Genomic DNA, 23,269 nt, shown 5'->3' with positions numbered 1-23,269 from the left:
CCATGACGAAGATCAAGAGCGATTTTCTCCTCGAGCGATTCCTCGCTTACGTCCAGATCGGAACCCGGAGTGATCCGAGCGGACCGGGTATTCCCTCGACACCGGAGCAGTGGGATCTGCTGCATCGTCTGGTCGCGGATCTCGAAGAGATCGGTGTGAAGGACATCACCCTGACGGAGAGTGGTTATGTGCTTGCCCGGCTGCCGGCGACACCGGGGGGAGCGGAGGCCCCCCGACTTGCATTCTTCGCCCATGTCGATACGGCTCCGGATCTTCCATCGGCCGCGAAGCCGATTGTCCATCGCGACTACGACGGGGGCATCATCCGTCTGCCGGACGACCCCGAGCAGATTCTGGATCCGGCGACCACGCCTTGTCTGGCCGGGAAGAAGGGCGAGGATATCATCACGGCATCGGGTCTTTCGCTCCTTGGGGCCGACGACAAATCCGGAGTGGCGGTGCTGATGGCGGTGATCGAAGCTCTCGTGGGTGATGGCTCGATCGAGCATGGTCCGTTGGTCTTCTGCTTCAATCCGGACGAGGAGATCGCCCGGGGAATGCACGGGATCGAAGTCGAGGAGATCGGGGCCGATTTCGGCTACACCCTTGACGGAGAGATGCCCGGCGAGATTGATGCCGAGTCTTTCAGTGCCGACGAAGGTATCCTCGAGGTGACGGGAGTGGCCATCCACCCGGGCTGGGCCAAAGACAAGATGATCAACGCCCTTCGCCTGGTCGGCCGGTTTCTCGATCGCCTGCCGATGGCGGATTCCCCCGAGCGGACGGATGGTCGTGATGGTTTCATTCATCCCAATCAAGTGACCGGGACGGCCGATCGCGCACAGGTGCGGATGATCATCCGCGATTTTGAAATGGAGGGCATGGAGGCCAAGCACCGTCTGCTGGAGCGACTGGCCGCTGAATTGCGGGAGGAAGAGCCCGGTGCGACGATCAAGCTGACCATCCGCAAGCAGTATCGAAATATGCGCTATTGGCTGATTCAGGATTCCCGCCCCGTGGATTACGCGACGGAGGCGGTACGGGCTGTCGGACTGGAACCGAAGCTCAATTTCATCCGGGGTGGAACGGACGGCTCCAATCTGACCGAACGCGGCCTTCCCACACCGAATATCTTCTGTGGCTTTCATGAGGTCCACAGCCAGCGGGAGTGGGTCAGCCTGCAGGACATGGTCAGAGCAGCTGAAACCGTCCTGCAGCTCATCCGCATCTGGTACGAGAAGGGATAGGGTATCAGGCGGCCTTCATTTGCCCACACTTTGTATTAGATGACGGAATCGACTCGCCAGAGCCCCCTCAGTTAGTTTTTGATGAAAAGGTAACCATTTCGGGTGGATGAAAATCTCATCGGTGAGGTCTTCGTCGCCCTCCCAAAACACGTAACTTGCACCAAATAGCCATGATCACGTCCAATTGGCCATTCATCGCCATGATGTCCGATATTCCCCCGCTGTTTTATCTGGCGCCCATCGGAGGCGTTCTTGCCCTCCTGATGGCGCGCGGATTCAACCGGTCCGTCATGTCACTGTCCGAGGGGGATTCCGAGATGATCCGAATCGCCCAGGCTGTTCGTGAGGGAGCGATCGCCTACTTGAAGCGGCAATATCGGGTTGTCTTCATGGTCTTCATCGCTCTCGTCGCCTTTCTTGGTGTGATGACCTTGCTGGATCTTCAGCCGGCACTGACCATGATTGGGGTGCCGTTGGCCGGTTTTCTTTCCGGTCTTTGCGGCTGGTTCGGGATGCGGATGGCGACCAACGCCTCCGCCCGGACGACCCATGCGGTCAAGCATTCCCTCAATGACGGTCTGCGGGTGGCATTCCGCTCCGGTGCGGTCATGGGCCTGAATGTGGTCGGCTTTGCCCTCCTCGACGTTTCCTTCTGGTTCTTCATGCTGAACAGTTTCGGTGAGAAGATCGGCTTCACCGGTGGTATCACCGAGCTGACCACGGTCATCCTGAGCTTCGGCATGGGTGCCTCGACCCAGGCGCTCTTCGCTCGTGTCGGTGGCGGTATTTACACGAAGGCGGCCGACGTCGGCGCCGACCTGGTCGGGAAGGTCGAAGCGGGTATCCCTGAGGATGACGCCCGAAATCCGGCCACCATCGCGGACAATGTCGGCGATAATGTCGGCGATGTGGCCGGCATGGGCGCGGACCTTTACGAGTCCTATTACGGATCAATCCTGGCCACCGCTGCTCTCGGTGCGGCTGCGGCGGTTGCTGCGGCAGGCGTGGGAATGGAGTCGGCGGTGCTGGGCATCAAGTTGGCCGCAGCGCCATTGGCCCTGGCCGGCCTGGGCATCATCTGCTCGGTTTTGGGCATATTTGCGGTCAAGACCAAGGATAACGCCTCCTTCCATGTGCTGCTTAAAAGCCTGCATCTGGGTGTCTATACCGCGTCAGTATTGATCGCGGTCGGGGCTTTCGGCCTGCTTTATCTGTTGTTCGGCAATGACCCGGGACTCGTCGCGAGTGGGACCAGCTGGTGGAAGCTGGGTTTCTCGATTTTCTTCGGCCTTGCGGCAGGACTCGTCATAGCCTACGCGACGGAATATTACACGTCTTATGAATACCGCCCGACCCTCCGGATCGCCGAACAGGCTCTGACCGGTCCGGCCACGGTTATTATTGCAGGTATCGCCGAGGGTATGAAATCGACCTGGGCGGCCCTCCTCACGGTCATCGTCGCGATCATTGGTGCTTTCGCGTTCGCCGGTGGATCCGAGAACTTTCTCATGGGTCTCTACGGTGTCGGCATCGCCGCCGTCGGCATGCTTTCGACACTCGGGATCACCCTCGCCACGGACGCGTATGGGCCGATCGCCGACAATGCCGGTGGTAATGCCGAAATGACCGGGCAGCCTCCGGAGGTCCGCCAACGGACCGACCTTCTTGATTCTCTGGGCAACACGACGGCGGCCACGGGCAAGGGCTTTGCCATCGGTTCCGCTGCCTTGACTGCCATGGCGCTTCTGGCCGCTTATCTCCAGGTCGTCCAGACCCAGATCACGAGACAGGCCGTCGCCTACGGCGAGGCCGTAGTGGAATCTGTCGAAGGTCCGACGGCCATTTATAAGGGTGAGGGGCTCTTCTCGATCATCTATCCCGGAGCGGAGGCTGACGGATCGGCCTATCTGGATGGTGCCTTTTACATGGAACCGCGTCATGCCGGTCCGAACCTCTTCAACCAGATCAAGGTCGACACTCGGTTCAAGCTGATCGGAACGGAAGGGGACCCGAAGACGGCGGCGACCTACTTTGCCGATGTTCCAAGTATCAAGTCCGCGATGATTCTGACCTCGTCCACCCAGGCGGAGATCAGTGAAGTCCTGGAGTATTACAATGTGACCCTGACCAACCCGAGAGTCCTCGGCGGACTTTTTGCCGGCGTCCTGCTCGCCTTCCTGTTCTGCGCGCTTACAATGAACGCAGTCGGTCGTGCGGCCTATCTGATGATGGGTGAATGCCGACGCCAATTCGGCAAGATGCGGGCGGCTTTCCGTAAGGAGGGCATGAGTGAAGAACAGATTGCCGATCCGATGCAGTGGCCCAAGCATGTATCGTTCGAAGGGGTCAGGTATCCGGATTATGCGACCTGTGTGTCGATCAGTACGGCGGGAGCGCAGCGTGAAATGGTTTTCCCGGCCCTTCTTGCAATCCTCTCGCCAATCGCTCTCGGTCTTGTCCTTGGTGTGGCCGGGGTCATGGGGATGTTGGCGGGTGGTCTTGTTTCGGGTTTTGCCATAGCCATCTTCATGGCGAATGCCGGCGGAGCCTGGGACAATGCCAAGAAGCTTCTGGAATCCTACGGCAAGATCACGGCAGGCGACTTCACCGAGAACGTCGCCACCCGGGAGAAAGTGCCGGCCGAAGTGCGCAATGCCATCGGGGCGCGGGCGGAGGAGCTGGTCCGGTCCGGGCATCCGGAAAAGATCGTCTACGGCAAAGGCTCCGATGATCACAAGGCAACGGTGGTCGGCGACACGGTGGGTGATCCCTTTAAGGATACCTCCGGGCCATCGCTGAACATTCTGATCAAGCTGATCTCGATTGTCTCGGTCGTCTTCGCCGGTCTCGTCGTCAAGTACGGTGGCGTGGTCGGGCAGTGGATCGGCCTCTGATCAAGAGCCGGGAATTGCATTTACGAGGCGGGGCCCGGATCGGGTCCCGCCTTTTTTTGGGATTACATCCGGATGTAGGGGCGCGCCTTGGCGCGCCCGAAGGAGAATCCGGCGTAGGGCTGGCACTCGCGCCACGCCGTCAACCAGGCAGGGGGAAGGGTGGCGTGGACCAAGGTCCAGCCCTGCAGGAAAGGTGCGGCCGGCACTTCGGCGCAGCGAAGCGGTTGGTCGTTGATGCAATCCGTTTGTGGGGGCGCGTCTCTTCGGGGCCCTGTTCGGGGAAAGTGGACGGCTCAGCGGTCCGTCCCTACCTCTTGGGTCGGGCATGACAGACAGGCGCGCCGTTCCTGACGCAGCCAAAGGAACGGCGACGCAGCGCCGTTGCTACACGTTCGGAAAATCCGGCTGTCGCGACCGCGCTGTGTCGCGGTGCGCCGGTGGCGTGGACAAGGGCTCGGTTCTACGCTCTTCCCCAGGCCTTCATCTGCTCGAAGCAGATGCGGACGCTTTCCATGGGTGTGAAATTGTATTCCTCCTGCTCGACGATATAGAAATCGCAGGCGCCGATCGCCTCGGAGACTTCGATGATCGTCTTGAAGTCGATCTCGCCGGTGCCGAGTTCGCTCTGGCGTTCACGGGTGCCGTCCTTAAAGTGCAGTTGGGTGATCCGCCGACCGTGCTCACGGATGAACCGGACCGGGTCGGCGCCGGGCCGGAAGGCCCAGTAAATATCGAGTTGGCAGCCGAGGTTGCGGGGCTCGGCCGCGTCGAGCATCCAGTCGAAGACATAGCGGCCTTCGACCACGGCGAATTCGGCTCCATGGTTGTGAAAGCTGAAGGGCAGGCCCTCGGCGCGGAGTCTGGCACCGATCCCGTTCAATTCCTCGCCCACCTTCGCGCAGCCGGCGGCGGTCGCGAAATCTTCTTTCGGCCACCCCGGGCAGGTCACATGCATTGCCCCGAACAGGCGGGCTTCCGCCACGACGGTCGAGAGCTCCTCGCGCAGCTTCTGGATACCCACATGCATCCCGGAAACCTTGAGTCCGGCGGCATCGAGGGCGGCTTTGGCACCCTCGGCATTGAGATTTCCGTAACCGGCAGTCTCGACATACCTGTAGCCGATGGCGGCCACGTCCTTGGCCATGGCGGCAAAGTCCTTGTTCATCGAGTCGCGAACCGACCAGAGTTGGAGGGAGACGGGAGGTGTGCTTTTCATGATGGATTGCAGTTCGGTAAAGAAAGGCTGTGTGTGGGTCTGAGGATGGGTCGGATGGGATCGAGTTCAACCTGATAGCGCAGGCCACGGCAATTGAGCTGCTCTCTCGGGAGAGCGTGGTTGGGTTGGCTCAAGCCAACTCCACGGCCCAGGTCCATTTCCCGTCCTCACGGATCTCCAGCCAGGCGAAGCTGGCGGGGGCGCCCCGGTTGGGCCGACTGATGCAACCGGGATTCAGCCAGGTGACACCGTTTTCGGCCCGTCGTGAGGGAACGTGAGTGTGGCCGGAGAGGATGACGTCCGTCTCGGGAGGCGGTCTCCCCGGCGCGATATGTTCGAGATGAAAGCGGACCCCGTGCACTGTCCGGCGCATGACACCGGGCCAGAGATTGAGGTAGTCGCAGTTGCCCGAGATCACCCGCACGGCCATTCCCAATGCCTCTATCCGATCGAGGGTTTCGGGCCGGCAGACATCGCCGAGGTGCCAGATCTCGTTGGCGTCGGCGAGGCGGTCGGGCAGACCCGGGGGCATCCGGTCATGGGTGTCGGAGATAACGGCGATTCGGGTCATCGGTCTGGGTAGAACAATTCGACGGGTGACCTTGCCAATGAACGACACCCGGCAAGACTGTAGGGATGCTTTTCAACGGGTTCAAGCTGATCGGGCGATCATCGAGGGACGATGTCGATCGGGCCTTCATCACCAAGGTGAAGATCCGGCGCAAACGCCACCCTGTCGATGCGTTCCTGGTTGTCGGCTGGATCTTTATTCTGGCCAAGTGCCTGGCGAGCAGTTGGGCCGTTTCCCACTACCAGATTCCGATCGATCCGTTGTTTGTCTGGATACCGTCCTTCCTCTTTGGAGGGGTCTGCACCGGATTGTACCTCTATCGGGATTGAGCGGGAAAGCCTGTCCGGTCGTTTGGTGGGTCGGAGGGGGGCGTTCTCCTCCCTGGGATTTGCCGGTCTGCTGTTCGACCGTATTCATTGGGAATCGCATTGACCCGGATTTCGCGCCGATCTTCGATGGGAAGCGGCACTGCAACCACCCAAAGCCCCCAATCTACCATGCGTAAGAAAGCTGTTCCCGCCGGTCACGAATCACACACCAAGTCCGCCAGCGAGTCGGGTCTTCCCGGTTCCTTCAGCCGGCCGATCAAGATCACCATGATGGGTGCGGGCAGCGGGTTCACGCCGCGTCTGCTCAATGATGTCCTGCAGACTCCGGGGCAGCAGGGTGGGGAAATCGCCCTGGTCGATATCGACCGCAACCGGCTCGTCACGATGGAGAAGCTGATCCGCAAGCTGATCCGCAAGCTCGGTGCGAACAACTGGAAGGTGGTGGCGTCGACCAACCGCAGGACCGTCCTGAAGGGCAGCGACTACATCGTCAACTGCATCGAAGTGAGCGGAACCTCCTGTGTGCGGTTCGACAATGACATCCCGGCCAAGTACGGGATCGATCAATGCATCGGCGACACCATCGGACCGGGCGGTCTCTTCAAGTCGCTGCGAACCATCCCGGTCTTTCTTGAGGTGCTCAAGGATGCGGAGCGGCTTTGTCCCGAGGCAATCGTTCTCAACTACACCAATCCGATGAACATGATGTGCCTGGCCGCCGCGCGGACCAGTTCGATGCAAGTGGTTGGCCTCTGTCACTCGGTCCAGGGCACCAGTCATCTCCTGGCCGGTCGTGCCGGTGTGCCTTACCATGAGATGGAATGGGACTGCGCCGGCATCAATCATCTGGCCTGGTTCACCAAGCTGCGTCACGCGGGCAAGGATCTTTATCCCCTGTTGATGAAGAAGGCGAAGGACGATCTGAAGAAGGCGGCGGCCGAAGGCTGGGAAGATCCGGCGGACATGGCGGATCCCCGGTCGAACGAAAGGCCCGAGCATCACCGCGATCTCGTCCGCAAGGACATGATGGTCCACTTCGGTGCATTCATCACCGAGTCGAGCGGTCACCTTTCGGAGTATCTGCCTTACTACCGCAAGCGGAAGGACCTGTTGAAGACCTATGCCCGGCCGGCCTACGACGGTGGTTCCAGCTTCTATGCCGACAATTGGCCGACCTGGCGCAAGCATGCCGACCAGATGCGTGATGCCATGGTCAAGGGCCGTGAGTCGATCGACTGGGATCGCAGTTGGGAATACGCCAGCTGGATCATCGAGGCCCGCGAAAAGAACGTCCCGTTCCGGATTCACGGCAACGTGCCGAACTGGACTCGTGGGGGTGGCGCTCTCATCACCAATCTCCCGGCAAACGGCTGTGTGGAGGTGGCCTGTATGGTCGACCGCAACGGCATCCAGCCCACCCGCTACGGTGCCCTGCCGCCGCAGATGGCGGCGATCTGCTCCTCCAATATGAGCATGTTCGAGCTCGGCGCGATCGCCGCGGTCGAGAGGAGCAAGGAAGCGGCCATCCACGCCCTCATGCTCGATCCCCTCAGCGCGGCCGTCTGTTCTCCTGCGGAAATCCGCAGGATGACCCTCGAGCTCTTCAAGGCCGAAAGGGCTTTTCTGCCGGGGTACCGGTAGGCGGCTTTGCCGCCGCGGGTGGCCGGTGGACTGGTGGACGGTAGTCTGAGGACGGCAGGGGTCATGACGTTGATTGTTGCGCCCAGCGCAATCCATCCCGTTTTGACCCCTTGATACCAGGGTCGGGGGACAGCAGGATTTCGGTTCTGTGTTGTAGCCGCGGCAGTCTCTTGCCGCGAATCCACGTCGATGCGCCCCAAGAGACCGGGGGCGGCTACATGATTTGAGCTTCGAAATGGAGCAACGCTGCCCCTCCATCCGGTAGGGATGGACCGCCGGGCCGTCCGGCGAAGCGCAAACCCGTGATTCTTCCGTCCACTGTCCACCGGCGGCATCGCCGCACCGTCCACCGCGGCTCCGCCGTCTGCTGTAGCGATAGAACGGATGGCGGATCGCATTGGGGTGGAATTCTGGTCACGCTGGTCACCATCCATGAATCCCTACGGTCATTTCGACGACGCCAACCGGGAATACGTCATTTCCCGACCCGATACCCCGCTGCCCTGGCTGAATTATCTCGGGCAGGATGAGTTCTTTGGACTCTGCACGAACACGGGAGGAGGCTACACATTCTGGCGGGATGCGCGTCTGCGGCGGTTGACCCGCTACCGCTACAACAATGTCCCGATGGATCTCGGGGGCCGCTACCTTTACGTCCGGACCCGTGACCGGATCTGGAGCCCGACCTGGAAACCGGTCCGTGCCATGCTGGAGCGCTATGAGTGCCGCCACGGGCTCGGCTATACCCGGATCATCGGCGCGCTCAACGGCCTCGAGGTGGAGATGCTTTTCTTTGTTCCCCCGGGTGAGAACGTCGAGATTTGGAAGACGACGGTCCGAAACCACGAGCGCAACACCCGTGACGTGCGCCTCTTCTCCTTTGTCGAGTTCTGTCTCTACGAAGCGCTCAACGATATGACCAATCTCCAGCGCACTTATTCGATCGGTGAGGTGGAAGTCGAAGACGGCGCCATCTACCACAAGACCGAATACCGCGAGCGCCGCAATCATTACACCCTTTTTGCCTGCACGCACCCGGTGTCGGGATTTGACACGTCACGGGGCGCCTTTGTCGGTGTTCATAATGGTCTTCATGATCCGCAGGTGCCCTGTGTCGGCCAATGCACCAACAGCATCGCTCACGGCTGGAATCCGATCGGCTCACACCAGATCGACCTGCATCTTGAGCCGGGAGCGGAAAAGACCTTCGCCTTTCTGCTTGCCTACGTCGATCAGGGGAATGAACCGAAGTTCGAGAGTCCGCGGGTGCTGAACAAGGTCAAGGGCCGCGCCCTCATCGCCGAGTACCGGGATCCCGCCGCGATCGATCGGGCCTTTGCCGCCCTCGGTGGCCGCTGGTCGGAGCTGCTGGACAATTTCCAGGTCGATTGTCCGGACCCCCATGCCGGCCGGATGGCCAATATCTGGAATCAGTACCAGTGCATGGCCACCTTCAATCTTTCCCGCTCCGCCAGCCTCTATGAGACGGGCATCGGGCGCGGCATGGGCTACCGCGACAGCAACCAGGACCTGCTCGGCTTCGTTCACCTCATCCCGGACCGGGCGCGGCAGCGGATCCTCGACATCGCGGGCACCCAGAACAGCGACGGCTCCTGCTTTCACCAGTATCAACCCTTGACCAAGAAAGGAAATGCCGAAGTCGGGGCCGACTTCATGGACGACCATCTCTGGCTCATCCTCAGTACTTGTGCCTATATCAAGGAAACCGGCGACCGCTCCATCCTCAGCGAACGGGTCGGCTATGCGGATGAACCGGATTCCCCCGCCACCCTCGAGGACCATCTCGAGTTGAGCATGGCCTATACTCTGCGGGAGCGCGGCCCCCACGGGCTACCGCTCATCGGTCATGCCGACTGGAACGATTGCCTCAACCTCAACTGTTTTTCGACCGAGCCCAACGAGTCGTTCCAGACGGCCGGCGACGTGGCCGGATCCAAGGCGGAATCGGTCATGATCGCGGGCCTCTTCCTCTTTGCGGCGCGCGAGTTGACGGATCTCTATGTCTGGCTCGGGCGAGCGGAAGATGCCGCGCGGCACAACCTCTCCCGTGAAGCGATGCTCGAGGTGGTGGAAAAGCACGGCTGGGACGGCGAATGGTACCGGCGGGCCTACGATGCGGCCGGCAACCCGGTCGGGTCGGCTTTGTGCGACGAGGGAAAGATTTACATCGAGAGCCAGGGCTGGTGCATTCTCGGAGGCGCGGGGATGGACAACGGCCGGGCCCGCCAGGCGCTCGACAGCGTCGAGAAACACCTTGCCACCCCCTACGGGATTGTCCTCCAGCAGCCGCCCTACGGCGAATACCACGTCGAGCTGGGCGAGGTCTCCAGCTACCCGCCCGGCTACAAGGAGAACGCCGGTGTCTTCTGTCACAACAATCCCTGGATCCAGCTTGCCCTGATGAAGATCGGGGATGGCGACCGGGCCTTTGATTATTACCTGCGGACCTGTCCCTCCGCCCAGGAAAGCCGGATCGATCAGTATCGGGGAGAGCCCTACGTGTACTCACAGATGATCGCGGGGCCGGATTCCGGAACGCCGGGGGAGGCCAAGAATGCGTGGCTGACCGGAACGGCAGCCTGGACCTTTCTCACCGTGTCCCAGGGTATCCTGGGAATCAGACCCGGCTATGACGGCCTGCAGATCGATCCCTGCATCCCCTCGACCTGGCCTGGGTTCACCGCCCAGCGCCGGTATCGCGGCGCGACTTACCGGATCACGGTGGAGAATCCCTCGGGTCTCTGCCGAGGGATCAAGTCAGTCATGGTCGATGGCAAGCGGATTGCGGGTAACACCATCCCGTTGGCCGCCGCCGGCACCCAGGTCGAGGTGAAAGCCGTGCTGGAAGCCGGCTGACCCGATCCACCACCCCGAAGAATCGATCGGTAGGAGAGGCTTTACGCCTCGATCCGACGGTTGATCGAGGCGTAAAGCCTCTCCTACGGGTCGCTCAGTCGGTGGCCGGTTGTGATCTGCGGTTCGACACGCGACGGAGCCACGAGACCAGCGCTCAGTTGGTGGCCGGTTTCTACCTGACGGTCAGGGTCGGATCGTCGTTCATGATCCGAATCGCTGTCTCAGTCCGCGACCGGATTGAGGACGAATCGAATAAAGAACGGTGGAGGTGCGACGTCGTCCTGGATTTCGATCTCAACCAGGTCCGTCCCGGCTCCGGGTTCCATCAGGATTGGGGAGAGGCTGACATCGAGTGGCACCCAAGTCTGCATATCGCGGGATATCTCGATGCCGATCGGCTCGAGGTCGATCAGGGCGCGCACAGGAAACCTGACAATGGTACCTCGGTCATTAGGGATCATCCCGACCCACGGCACCGAGGCCGGGTCGAGCGGATCGGTTCCGAAGAGAAACTCCGCCTGATTGACCGAGCCGTCGTTGTCGGGGTCGGCCAGGTCGCTGCTGATGGCCGGATCGTGCTGTTGTTCGGCGGTGAATATCCGACTTTTCCAGGCCGCCGCGGACTGGTGAAAGCGGGCGACGACCCGCGTGTCGTGTTCGATGGTGAAGCCGAGATCCGCCTCGGGACCCGACTGATCGCCGGACCATCCGCGGAAGGCCCAATTCGGCTCGGATCGGGCACTCAGCCTGATGGCGGCTCCGGGCGGAAATACGCCTTCGTCCGGATGGACCTCGACCACTCCGGCACCCAAGACCTCGGTTCGCAGAGTCAGGGCCCGGGCGAAGTGGGCGGTGACTTCACGGTCGGTATTCATGCGGATTGTGGCGGTATCGAGATGGCTCTCCGTTACGCCTTCCCATCCGGAGAAGGCAAACCCGGGTGACTCGATCGGCACGAGGGTGACGCGCGCCTTGTTCGCGTAGCGCTGGCGGAAGGGCAGGATGTCAATCGTGCCCCCACCGTCGGACGAGGTGGTCAATCGGCGCTCGGGTATGTCGATCTCCGCTTTATCACTCCATGCGTAGTTGTTGAACTCGTTCTGTTCGGGGATGTGATTGCCTGCGTCGAGCCAGACGGCCACACCGTGGAGACCGGGAGGCACGTCGGCCGGGATGATGAATCGGATCGTTTGGATCTCGGACTTACCGGCGTCAATTGCGATCGGTCCGGTCTGGACGGTTCCCAGCCCGGTATCCGTGCGCGGGCTCCAGATGCGGTCCTCGGCAAGAAATGCCGCTACGGGTAGTCCCTCCGGAACGTTGATGGGCTCATCCGACGCGTTGCGGATCTCAATCTGAAGGTCGATCGGGTCATCTGCGCCGAAGGTATCCGCCGGGGCGGAAACGCCGGCGAGTTCCAGGTCGGTCTCGACCAGGGCGAGAACGTCGTTGTCAAGATAGTACCAGGTGCCGTTCACAAGAACCGGGGTCGTATAGCGGTAGCGGCCCGGGAGGGTGGCCGGTTGCCAATGGATCCCGTCAGGAGAGAAGAAGCTGCGACTGATGTCACTGTAGCTCTGGTCGTCGGCGAAGAACCCGTCGGCGGTCGGAATGATCCGCATATACTGGAGGGACGGCAGGCTCCCGGGAAGGGGATGGACCGTCCAGTCCTGGAGGTCGGTGGATACGGCGACGCGGTCATATCCGATGGCAAGTAGATAGGTCCCGTTGGCCCAATAGAGCCAGCCGTATTGATCCTTGAGGGCGACCCGGTGCCAATTGACTCCATCGGTGGTGTGGCGGAAGCCACCATCGAAATTGGAGATGACGTGGCCGTTGAGTTCGTAGAAATTCCCGGAGAACCGGTCGCGGAATTCCCCGGTGGTCCAGGTGACAAAGTCGGCGGTGGTGGCGAAGAGGTCGGCATTGACCGCCACGACATACCGGTTCGAGTCCTTCAGGTAGAACAGGGTTTCGAGATTGGCCTTCGGCGGGACCACCACTGCCTGCTTCTGCCAGACCCGGCCGTCGGGTGAGAAATAGACGGCATTGTTGTCCGAGATGGACGTGGCGACAAAGCGGGTCCCGTCGAAGAAGGCCCTTTTGAGATCGGTCCCTGACGGTTCGAGCCGGCTCAGGGTGGCCCCGGTTTTCACTCCGAAGTTGTAGGTCGACGCCACCCAGACTCCATTGCCCTGCGCGAGGTTGACCAGATTGGCCGTATAGTCCCACGGCAACAGGTTTTCCTCCTGTACCCAGACGGAGCCGTCGCGGGTATAGCCGAGGCCGACTCCATCCGCCGGGCAGACCAGCATGCCGGCCGGGCCGGTCACGAGCTTCGAACTGGAAACGGTGCCGCCGTGTTCGGGCAGTCGGTGGACGACGTCCCAGTGGACGAGGTCGTCGGATCGATAAACGGTCTGCCAGGTGGTTCCGTAGTAGGAACCGTTGAAACGGACGATGGAGGAGAGGCCTTTGACGGCAATCGTCTGCCAGTGTATCTGGTCGGTGGTGACGAGCGGATCAGCGGAACCGCCGTAGAGGACGATCGCTTTGCCGTCGGTGAAGGCTCCGGTGGGGTGAGAATAGTCGACCTGGCCGAGTTGCCAGACCTTCCAGTCATGACCATCGATTGACCGGGCCACCCAGGTGTCTCCCTTCAGATAGAAGTGGCCCCCGTGGGCGAAGAGGCTTCGGAACCACTCGCTCTCGGCGGGTGGAGGCAAGGCTTCCTTGCCACCGTCGGGTCTTCTCAGGGTGGCGGATTCCCATCGCGATTCGGCGGTGATGATCGATCCCTTGTTCATGGCCATCAGATCCACCCCGTAGTTGCTGATTCCGACCGGAAGCCATTCGACGCCGTCGAAGGAAGTGAAGATACCCTCGTTCTCCATCAGGAAGCCGTCGGCTCCGTCGGTGCTGAGGTGATCAATGCTGCGGCCGGCGTAAGGGGTTCCGACCTCGACGAAGCTCAGTCCATCGCGGGTCAGGGCCAGATCGGGGCTGCTCCGGATCAGCAGGACATCCTCATTGGCCACCAACTCGCGCCGGGCTCCGGGAACATCCGGGAAGAAGACGACGGACCAGTCCTCGAGGTTCGAACTTCGCCAGAGGTTTCCCTGCGTATCCAGGACGAAGTACTGATCCTTGAACAGAACCGCGTCGATCGCATTTCTCGGTCGGGTACGGTAAGAGACCGGCTGAAGGTTGGGTTCTCGAACCCGAATCCCGATGGCGTCGGTTGACGTCATGCCGTCCGCGTCCCGCGCTTCGGCAAGGAGGCCAAAGGTACCGGAAGTCGGCGGAGTCCAGTCCAGTTCGAGAAGTCCGGTGCTCGAGGAGGCAATCTCGGATCCGTTTGCCAGAAGCCGGATTCCGATCAGCCGCCCCTCGGGATCGGAGGCCCGGATCCTGAGGTGCTGGATTGCGTTGCGGGCGACGGTGAGTTCGGCCGTGGGCTCTTCGAAGGCGACGAGGGGCACGGCATTCGGTTGCTGGCCAAGTTGGAGGAAGATACCGGAGGTCGCCGCGACGAAAGTGCCGTTTCCGTAAGCGACCGTGTCCAGGGAACTGACCGGCGCGGGCGAGCGCGTCCATTGGTCGAGGTTGCCCGACCGGAAGATCCACCTGTGTCCGACCACCATGAACACCCCATCGCCGAAGGTAATGTCGGCAAGTGAGGGCAGGTCGTTGGAATTGCCGGAGTCTCCCGGGAAGCCGTGGACAAACCGCGTCCAGTTCAGTCCGTCCCGGGACCGATAGAGGACTCCGTTGGTGGTGGTCACCACAAACTCGCCGAGACCATAGGCAACTCCGGTCATGGTGGTGTGCTGGTCGGTCGGGTTGTAAGGAATCTCAATCTGGGTCCAGGCGTCCGGACCGCTGGACGTGGCGATGATGTTGCCGCCGACGGCCACGAATCGGCCGCCGCCGAACGCGATATCCTCGAAGCCGTAAGGGGGGCTGAAGGAGTGATCGGTCCAGTCGCGGCCGTTAGTCGAAGTGATGACGCTGTTGTAGGCGATGCCGGCAAAGATGCCGTCCCCGAAGACAATGGCGCTCGGGACCCATGGGTTGTCGTTCAAGCCGGGTTCCAGATAGTCTGGGGAAGGCCCGCTCAGTGCGCCGGTTGTGTAGACACCGTTGCCGTATTCGATGGCCTCGATCTCGGCCGGGCGGCCCGGAGCCATGTAGAGCCCCTGCGTATAGTCGTGGATCTCCCAATGGGCACCGTCATCGGAAGCGGCGGAGTCGGAACCCATCACATAAAACCGTCCATTGACAAACGATAGCCTGGGTGGGGCGCTGGCGTAGTAGGTGGGGCCCGGGAGGGGAGCGGAGGGGGTCGGGATCCCCGGTTCCGGTTGAAGCATGTGCAGGTCGCCGTTGCGGTTGACCACGACAAACCGATCATTGCCGAAGGCGACCGAGGTGATGTCTGAAGCGATGGTGCGGGCGGCTTCCCGGGTCCTGGCCGGACCAATCTCGAAAAAGGGGGCGCCGGTGCCAACCGACCAGACCTCCAGGGCATAGAGCCGGCCCTGATGGATGAAGATCCTGTTCATATCCCCGACGAGGACGGGCCCCGGTTCCCAGTTGATCCCGTCCGTTGTCCGAATTGAGGAATCCCAGGAACGGATGAGGTGGAGCGCGCCATCAACAACGGCGGCGGTTTCGTAATAATCGGTATTCACGGCCGTCGGGTCGGTCCAGTTGATGCCGTCGAGGGAATAGGCGATGGTTGCACGGCCTCCACGGGTGCTGTCGAACCAGATGGCGACAAAACGGTCGTTCAACCGGGCGAGATAGTCGGGCAGCCGACTGAACGGGGCGGCACGTTCGGTCCACGCCAACCCGTCCAGGGAGGTCTTCATCCCCCCCAGGGTGGCGGCAACGAAGAGACCGGAGTCAAAAACGATGCGGGCGGCCGAGAAGTCACCGTTGGCCATGGGAGCAGCCGAGAAGTCAAGGTCTTCGCCGACCACCCTGAGTCTTCCGAAGGAATCGCGAACGAGGTAGCGGTTGTTTCCGTAGATGATTTCCTCAATTCGATCGTCCTTGTTGAGATAGGGATGGCGCTGCCAAGTCTCTCCGTCGGTCGACGAGTAGACCGTTCCCAGCGATCCGTAGGCGAAGAAGCGGTTGTTCAGCCAGGAGACCATGGAAATACCCGGAGTGGACGAGGGGAAGCGGAAATGCCAACCTTCAGGGGTCGGCGCCGTCACCGTTATCCGAACGCGGTCCGACTCCACGGACCCGAAGGCGTTGGAGGCTTTCAGGGAATAGAGACCGGAATTTGAGGGTTGAGCCGAGGTTCGGATCAGCGAGTCACCGGTTTCACCTGTGATCGGCTGGCCGTTCAACAGCCACTGAAGGGAGATTGGGCCAACACCCCGGACCCGCACGCTCAGGCGGATGCTCTCGCCGACGAAATAGGATCCCGCCACGGGCGGGGTTTCAATGCGGGGAGGGTGCCCGCCGAAATAGAGGCGGGCCTCCCGGCTGAATGCCTGGGCTTCGGGCCCGGTCGCCTGTAGCCGGTAGCCGCCAAGGTCGGAACTCGTGATCGAGGACAGTTTCAATTGGGTTCCGGTGGCTCCGGCGATGGGGTCACCGTCCTTGAGCCATTGGTAGAGGATGGGGGGGCGGCCTTCGGCTCTTGCGTTGAAGACGGCCGTCGCTCCTTCGGTGGAGTAGCTGTCCTCGGGTTGAACCACAAAACGCACGCCGGTATCGAACGTGCCCTGGATCCTGACCATGCCGCCGGCGGGTGAGGTTGAATCCGCGACGATCCGGTAGGTCTGGCCGGCGACCGGATTGAAGGCGACGGAGCTGAAGACGACCCCCTCGGCTGAGTTGTCGTTTGCCGCGACGAGGGAGAGCCCGGACAGGGAATCGCCCTGGTAGACCGCGAGGGTGGTATCGTGGTCGCTGCCGAAGGTCGAGACCACGAAGTATCCGGAGCGCGGCGCTGTCCAACTCCACCAGAGTGAGCGGTTCGGGGCGAGGCCGGCGTGGGATGGCTCGGCGGTTTCCCGGGTGGCCAGACGATTGTCAGCCGAGACGTTGAAGGAATCGCCCGTCAGGAGAGCCGCGCGGGCGAAGGCATCGTTGGCGGCGGGAATGGAGACATCCAATTGGTAGAGGCCCTGGCGGTCATTTATCGGTTCAATGCGAATGCGATAAGGCAATCCGCCAATTGCCTCGAATGAGAGATCGACCTCGGACCCGGATCCCGAGGTGACGGTGGCGAGGTTCGCCAAGGCGTTGCCTCGATAGATGGTTACCCCCGACTCAAACTGGGTCGAGGAGGACCGCAGGCGAACCTTAGTGGTGTCCGGCACCGTCAGCTGAAACCAGACCGACCGGATCCTGGATTGGCTGAAGGGATTGGCTTCGCCCGCCTGGCCGGTCGCGAAACTGGTTGTTCCGAAATAGCGGAAAGTGGATCCGGTTGCGGCGACGGCGTCTTCGAAGTTGTCGTTGATCGGGGCGGATGAGGAATCGCTTAATGACCGTGCCAGGTCCACCACGCCGCCCCCGGTGACCTTCGAGGCGAGGAACGAAACGGCTCGGGACGTCCGGTAGAGCCGGTCGATCAGGTCCTCGGCGGATTCCGGACCGAATGTGCTCCGGAGCAGGGCGGCGATCCCGGCAACGTGGGGTGCGGCCATCGAGGTTCCGCTCGCATAGCCATAGGCATCGTCGGATTCGGCCAGGCAGGAGAGGATGTCGGAACCGGGCGCGGCGAGGGCGACCCGCTGGTAGCCGAAGTTGCTGAAGGAGGACAGCTGACCGTTCTGGATGACGGAGGCCACGGCCACGAGGGACGGCAGGTCGAAACCGGCGGGAAACTCCGGGGAGACGTCGATGTCACGCCCGCTGTTGCCGGCTGAAGTCACGAAGATGATCCCGGCGGATCCCGCCCGGCGGATCGCCGCCTCAAGGATACCGCTGCGTCCCGGGCCGCCCCAGGATGCGTTGATGACATGGGCGCCGTTGTTGATGGCATAGTCGATCGCTTCGACCGCATCGGAGGTGGCTCCTTCGCCGTTGGCGCCGATGAATCGCAACGCCATCAGATCGATCTCCCAGGCCACTCCGCTGATCCCGATGCCGTTGTTGCCCCGGGCGCCAATGATTCCGGCCACGTGGGTGCCATGTCCCTCCAGGTCCGATGGATCTCCGTCGCCGGATATGGTATTGATGCCGTGGATATCGTCAACGTAGCCGTTGTTGTCGTCATCGATCCCGTTGCCCGGAACCTCCCGCGGATTGGTCCAGAGGTTCTCGCGCAGGTCGCGGTGGGTCACGCGGATGCCGGAGTCGATGACCGCGACGACCACTTCGCCGGCATTGTGATCGATGGTCCAACCGGCAGGAGCCTGAATGCCGGCATTGGTCCCTCCGGACGCGAGCGCCCACTGCTGGCCGAAGGAGGGGTCGTTCGGAGTGATGAGATGGGTTGTCACCAGATAGTCCGGCTCAATCGCAGTCGCCCGTTCACCGAGGACCCGCCGGGCGGCTTCAATTGATAGCGGAAGCGAGTCCTCATGCTCGAAGTCCCCGATCCGGGCGACGAGGAAAGTGCTGCCGGAAGTGGCGACCCGGGCGTCGATCCCTAAGTTCCTCAGTTCAGTGATGGCTTCGGCCGGATCGGCCTCCGGTGCGAGGCCGACGAGGAATTGATCCGCCACCATCCGGATGGATCGTGCCTCGGTTGAATCAGACGATCCGCACGGCGGATAGCTCGTCTCGGAACGGACGGGCCAGGGAAGGTCCGGAGTTCGGCTTATTTCCACCGCTCCAATCGCGTAGCCGTTGGCATCGCGGCGGACGGAACGGTCGAGGAGGACGGACGGACTTCCCGATAGGGAAACGAGGGACGCGATTGCCGGCTTCGGGTCGGCCACCGGTCCGGAGGATGCCGGAACCTGCGGGGATGGAGAACCCTCGAAGACCTCCGCCCGCCGGGGTGACGGCTCATCTCCCGGTGACGAGATACGGAGAAAAACGACCGCCGTTACGACGACGGTCAAGCCCAACCCAACCCATTTGGTTGCCGCGTGCATCTCTTTGAATGTCGCAACCGAGCATGGCGGAAGTTCCTCAACCTACAAGATCGGTCTCGCCGAACCCACTAGATTAGAGCGTCTTATGGCGCCTGCGCCATGGCCTGCAGAAGGGGTGGTGCGTCCTCCCTTTTCGGCCGCACTTCGCGAAGTACTTCTTCGGCCGGGCCGACCCCTTTCCCCGCGTTCACTCCTGCGGGGTCAATCGTACGATGAGGATCAGGTCGCCCTTGGTTGTCTGCGGTTCGATGGTCAGGCGGTTCAGACCTGGGTTGGTCGGTTCTTCGGGTCGCGGCGGGTTTTCCGCTGACTCCCAATGGACGTTCAGGGGATATCCGGCTTCGGCCTCAACGCGCAGAGTCCTTCCATCCTGGCGGAGAAGGGCGCCGTTTGCGGTCGGCTCGATCTGCGCCCGGGTCAGCAGGTTCCATTGCGGAGGGACCGGTGCGCTCAGGCTTTCAATCCGATCTTCAATCACGGCCGATCCATCCGGCTCCAGCCTGGTCATGCGTTGGTAGGTGTCATAAAATTGTGGATATAAGGCGGTCAGATCCGCCGTGGCCTCGCGGGTGGAGGAATGGGCAGCCGGTTCCGACCAGTCGCACCGGCCATCGACGTCGGGGTTGAAACCCGGAAAGCGCAGGAGACTGTGCCCCAGGGTGTTCCAGGTCATCAGGGTCCAGCGTTCGCCGTCCTGGTTCATATCCCAGAGCTGAATGCCCTGACTCTCGAAGTGGTGATAAGATTTGGCCCCCAGATCGACGGCCCAGCGGATCCCATTGACTTCGTAGATGAAGCTTCCCGCATCCATCTGTCCGTGGCTGATCCGGGCCGCGCCCCCTTTGAAGCCGAGAAACGCAGCGTTCGGGTCGGACCAGGAGGTGCGGAAGACGGCGACCGGGTTCTTGCCGCCCCAGATAGAGGAAAGCGGAAGAGGGTCGTCGGTAACATCTGTCAGCGAAGAACGGCTCAGCCAGATCAGGTCGAGAGGAAGGAAACGATCTGATTCACCCAGGCCCCGGGCCGCGCGTTCTGCGAGGAAGTCATATTCGAGCCGGCTCACTTCGCTGTCACCGAACCAGAAAAGGGTCGGCGAGGCTCTCCGTGACTCGCCGTTGTCGGAGAAATTGTAACTCAGGCCGGCCGGTGTATTCAGTTGAGCGCGATACCGGGCGGTCTTGAGGAAGCCGGGGAAACTCGCGGTGACTCCGAAGTCGGAGCCGAGGGCGGATTGGAGAACATCGAGGAAGATCACGTTGTAAGTCGTCCCGTAATCCCAATAGCCGGGACCCTCGGGGTAGGCGCCCTCGGGTTCGTAGACCTGCATGCCGATGCCGATATTCTCGAGAGCCTGGCGGACGATCCGGCTGGGAATGTCGCCGCCGCCTTCGCCGGCAATGGCCAGGGCGGCCAGCGTCAGTCCTCCGTGGCAGACCTGGTTCCAATTGTTCGTTCCCTTGATCCACCAATTGCCTGGGGCCTCGGTGTCGAGGCCGACGGTCAGAGCCTTGCTCAGGATGGCTTCGCGGTAGCGGGTGCGCTGGTCGTCATTGAGAGCGTCGTGGAGCCAGTCGTAGCCGATACCCACCGCGGTCGCCATTTCGGCCACATCGAGAAAGTGCGAGGGATTCCAGTCTTCGAAGGCACTGACGGCGTCCAGTTCGATGATCGCTCGATGAAGGAAGCGGGCGTCGGCGGTCAACCGGTAGGCCATGGCGAGGCAGGCTATCCGCTTGATGGCTTCACGGCTGACCCCGAGCAGACGCCGCCCTTCGAGTTCCCGTTCGAGCGGTTCCTTCTCGAGGCAATCCATGGCGAATTCCAGAACGGGTTGGCGAAGGCAGTCCAGCCGGGCTCGCGAGGCCTCGATCCCTGACTTCAGCTCGGCCCAGTCGGTATCCTGCAGGAAGAGTCTGGGGTGGTTCGGATTCAGATTTTCGAGAGGATCCTAGATATCGGCAGCATTCATGATGGATGAAAAGACGATGACGGAGAGGGGGAGGGCCTTGGCGAAGGATCGCATGATGGGCGGATAGGTAGGGCATTCCGCGTCCGAACTCAAACCGGAACCTGCGGAGTGAGGCTCCGCCTCGAGAATCTGAAAGAATGTCACCGCCGCTGCCCGGTGGAAGAGCGGTTATGCGCGTTGCATGGTCTTTGACGGCAAAAAGTAAGGGCTGACCCTTTGCCCATGCACTTGACCACGCTTCTCGGTGGAATCGTGACCATCCTGATCATCGATCTGATCTGGATCACCTTCGATCACCAGCTCGGGGCGGAGACGATGAAGAACGTCATGCTGCAGTTCGGCGAACTCCTCGGCGAGGAGGCGGCCGAGCAGATGGCCGAAGCGATGGAGCAGTCGGTCGATCAGACACTGACGTCGCTCACCTTTGTCATGCAGTTGGCTTCATCCGCCACCATCGCGGCCATCGGCGGCCTGATCGCCGGAAGCCTCGGCGCCGCCCTTTTCAAGGGCCGGAAAGGGTAGGGACTGACGCTCCCGTAGGTCGCTTAGGTATCAGGAGGTCAGGCTGTCGGGCTTTAGGGACAGCGAATCCAGGTACGGCCAAGGGGTCATGACGTTGATAGGTGCATGCTTCATGCACTTATCCCGTCTTGACCCCTTTGAAACCAGGACCGGCGCGAGTGAGGAATCAGGAATCAGGTTGGTGTCAGGCTGTACGTCCCCAGTGCATCCGGGGTAGGGACGAGCGGCCCGCTCGTCCGTCGAAGCATCCGGCACCCATTGACTCAACAGCCATTCTCCCGTGTAGCGGCCGCGCTCTGTCGCGGTCGGGCAACCCCAGCCGTCTCGTCCCGCCCAACCAATCCATGATGCCTTGACATCATCAAACTCTGATGTTTGATGTCTGTCATGAGGACGACCCTGACCCTCGATCCGGATGTGGCCGAACGGCTCCGGCAGGAAACGGCTTCAGGCCGGCGTTCCTTCAAAGAGGTGGTGAACGAACGCCTGCGGGTCGGGCTCGGCCTGGTCGTCGAGGAGCCGCACACCCCCTACCGGGTCAAGCCGCATGCGTCCCCGTTTCAGCCGGGTGTCGATTCTGGAAAGCTGAATCAGCTGGTCGATGAACTGGAAGCGGGCTCAGCCCTCGGTCGTATGAAGCGGGCCTCGCGAAAGTGATTGTCCCCGACGTCAACCTGCTGGTTTACGCCCACAATTCTGAGGTTCCGTTTCATGATCGGGCACGGCGGTGGTGGGAGGATCGACTGAACCAGCCTGCCCCGGTCGGCCTCTCCTGGGTCACCATCAGCGGCTTCATCCGCCTGATGACCCACCCGCGCGTTCTCGTTAGTCCCATGACTGTCGACGCCGCAGTCGACCAGGTGGATTCCTGGCTGGCGCAACCCTGCGTCGTCCTTCTGGAACCCGGCCGGCGCTTTCCGCAAGTCTTCCTCGATGGGCTTCGGAAGCTGGGGACTGCCGGAAACCTGACGACGGATGCCTATCTCGCCGCCCTCGCCATTGAACACCAAGCCGACCTCTGCAGCTGCGATGGCGACTTCGCCCGTTTCGCCGGCCTGCGCTGGAGCAATCCGATCGAGAAGCCGCTGCCGAAAGCATCGAAGCCACGAGCGCATCGACGCGGACCCAGAAGGTAAGACGTTACCTGCTTTCTCCGTCGGACTTAGGGTAGTTTGGCACTGGCTCATAGACCATCGGAAATGCTCCCGGGTCCTTGATCGACTCGAGCGAAAGATCGATATCAAGGGCAGGCCAACGCAGATGCCCGGCGCCTTCTTCAGTCACGGAAAAAACCCGACCGACTGGCGCGTCGCGAAACCAGGGAAAGTCATCGTAACCCAGGAAATACTCCTTCCCTCGAAGCAGCAGCCAAATCCCGAAAGGGGATATGTCCGTGACCTCAGGCGCCGAAGTGTCTGTTCCAATGGTTCCGTATTTCATCTTCCCGTTCTTTGATGATTTCTTCGAGTTCTTTCAACTGTTTGCCAGAAAACCCATGATTGACCGCCAATTCAAGTTTGGGCTCGATCCAGAATTTCGCCTCTCCCGCGGGCGACCTGACATGGACATGCTGCCTCGCTTCTTCGCGTGAAAAGAAGAAGAAGCGGTAGGATCGAAACTGAAAAACGGTCGGACTCATACACGGTCATTCGCCGGACACGAGGGCGGATTCGATTCTCAGCAGGATTCGCCCAATCGGCAAGACCCGCTTTTGAGACAGCCTCCTGGGTGCATTTCAGAGCATCCGGGGTAGGGACGAGCGGCCCGCTCGTCCGCAGAGCAGGCGGGGAATCCTCTCCAACGATCTCCCTCGGCGCAGGCAAGGGGGGCTTCGAGTGGGCAACGGCAGGGAAATCTAGAAGAATTCCTCATATCGATCCCGCGATCTGCTTAATTGGATCCCTCAATATCCTGGGGCATAGTTGTTTACG

14 protein-coding genes are annotated in these 23,269 nt (G+C 61.5%); 9 read left to right on the top strand and 5 right to left on the bottom strand.

What is annotated here, in order from left to right:
- Positions 1-2: 2 nt before the first annotated feature.
- Both pepT and R3F07_10490 read left to right on the top strand, forming a co-directional pair.
- A complete protein-coding gene (pepT, locus tag R3F07_10495; GenBank protein MEZ5276797.1) occupies positions 3-1,247 on the top strand; it encodes a peptidase T in 1,245 nt (414 codons plus the stop codon).
- Between the two features lie 170 nt (positions 1,248-1,417).
- Positions 1,418-4,141, top strand: a complete 2,724-nt coding sequence (locus R3F07_10490; GenBank protein ID MEZ5276796.1) for a sodium/proton-translocating pyrophosphatase — start codon at positions 1,418-1,420, stop codon at positions 4,139-4,141.
- A 62-nt stretch (positions 4,142-4,203) separates the two neighbouring features.
- Here R3F07_10490 and R3F07_10485 read toward each other — a convergent pair whose 3' ends face one another.
- From R3F07_10485 to R3F07_10475, 3 genes are all read right to left on the bottom strand, one after another.
- Positions 4,204-4,347 (bottom strand): hypothetical protein, encoded by a 144-nt coding sequence (locus R3F07_10485; GenBank protein MEZ5276795.1) that lies wholly within the window; start codon positions 4,345-4,347, stop codon positions 4,204-4,206.
- A gap of 254 nt (positions 4,348-4,601) precedes the next feature.
- On the bottom strand, positions 4,602-5,357 hold the full coding sequence (locus R3F07_10480; protein ID MEZ5276794.1) for a sugar phosphate isomerase/epimerase: 756 nt from the start codon (positions 5,355-5,357) through the stop codon (positions 4,602-4,604).
- Positions 5,358-5,487: 130 nt separating this feature from the next.
- The gene (locus R3F07_10475; protein MEZ5276793.1) at positions 5,488-5,928 is read right to left on the bottom strand and encodes a metallophosphoesterase family protein; all 441 of its coding nucleotides are present in this window, start codon (positions 5,926-5,928) and stop codon (positions 5,488-5,490) included.
- Between the two features lie 65 nt (positions 5,929-5,993).
- Between R3F07_10475 and R3F07_10470 the strand changes: the two genes are divergently transcribed.
- The 3 genes from R3F07_10470 (at position 5,994) to R3F07_10460 (ending at position 10,775) form a co-directional block, all read left to right on the top strand.
- Positions 5,994-6,257 (top strand): hypothetical protein, encoded by a 264-nt coding sequence (locus tag R3F07_10470; GenBank protein ID MEZ5276792.1) that lies wholly within the window; start codon positions 5,994-5,996, stop codon positions 6,255-6,257.
- A 168-nt stretch (positions 6,258-6,425) separates the two neighbouring features.
- The gene (locus R3F07_10465) at positions 6,426-7,898 is read left to right on the top strand and encodes an alpha-glucosidase/alpha-galactosidase (GenBank protein ID MEZ5276791.1); all 1,473 of its coding nucleotides are present in this window, start codon (positions 6,426-6,428) and stop codon (positions 7,896-7,898) included.
- Between the two features lie 432 nt (positions 7,899-8,330).
- The gene (locus R3F07_10460; protein MEZ5276790.1) at positions 8,331-10,775 is read left to right on the top strand and encodes a glycosyl transferase; all 2,445 of its coding nucleotides are present in this window, start codon (positions 8,331-8,333) and stop codon (positions 10,773-10,775) included.
- A 221-nt stretch (positions 10,776-10,996) separates the two neighbouring features.
- Here R3F07_10460 and R3F07_10455 read toward each other — a convergent pair whose 3' ends face one another.
- Entirely contained in the window at positions 10,997-18,847 is a 7,851-nt protein-coding gene (locus R3F07_10455) for a S8 family serine peptidase (GenBank protein MEZ5276789.1), read from the bottom strand.
- 187 nt (positions 18,848-19,034) lie between these two features.
- Positions 19,035-20,660 carry a heparinase II/III family protein gene (locus tag R3F07_10450; GenBank protein MEZ5276788.1) on the bottom strand — a complete coding sequence of 542 codons (1,626 nt, stop codon included), beginning with the start codon at positions 20,658-20,660 and terminating at the stop codon, positions 19,035-19,037.
- 378 nt (positions 20,661-21,038) lie between these two features.
- Between R3F07_10450 and R3F07_10445 the strand changes: the two genes are divergently transcribed.
- The 4 genes from R3F07_10445 to R3F07_10430 all read left to right on the top strand — a co-directional run bounded on the left by R3F07_10445 (position 21,039) and on the right by R3F07_10430 (position 22,929).
- Complete coding sequence (locus R3F07_10445; protein MEZ5276787.1) at positions 21,039-21,338, top strand: hypothetical protein; 300 nt, start codon at positions 21,039-21,041, stop codon at positions 21,336-21,338.
- A gap of 387 nt (positions 21,339-21,725) precedes the next feature.
- Complete coding sequence (locus tag R3F07_10440; GenBank protein ID MEZ5276786.1) at positions 21,726-21,995, top strand: hypothetical protein; 270 nt, start codon at positions 21,726-21,728, stop codon at positions 21,993-21,995.
- Positions 21,992-22,474, top strand: coding sequence for a type II toxin-antitoxin system VapC family toxin (locus R3F07_10435; GenBank protein MEZ5276785.1), 483 nt, complete (start codon positions 21,992-21,994; stop codon positions 22,472-22,474). Before R3F07_10440 ends, R3F07_10435 begins: the two co-directional genes overlap by 4 nt.
- Before the next feature lie 251 nt (positions 22,475-22,725).
- Positions 22,726-22,929 (top strand): hypothetical protein, encoded by a 204-nt coding sequence (locus tag R3F07_10430; GenBank protein MEZ5276784.1) that lies wholly within the window; start codon positions 22,726-22,728, stop codon positions 22,927-22,929.
- Positions 22,930-23,269 lie beyond the last annotated feature (340 nt).

Source organism: Opitutaceae bacterium, from assembly GCA_041395105.1.
In the GTDB taxonomy this organism is placed as follows: Bacteria; Verrucomicrobiota; Verrucomicrobiia; order Opitutales; family Opitutaceae; genus B12-G4.
The sequence above is the reverse complement of the archived record's forward strand: the minus strand, read 5'-3'. Positions and strand labels throughout refer to the sequence as shown.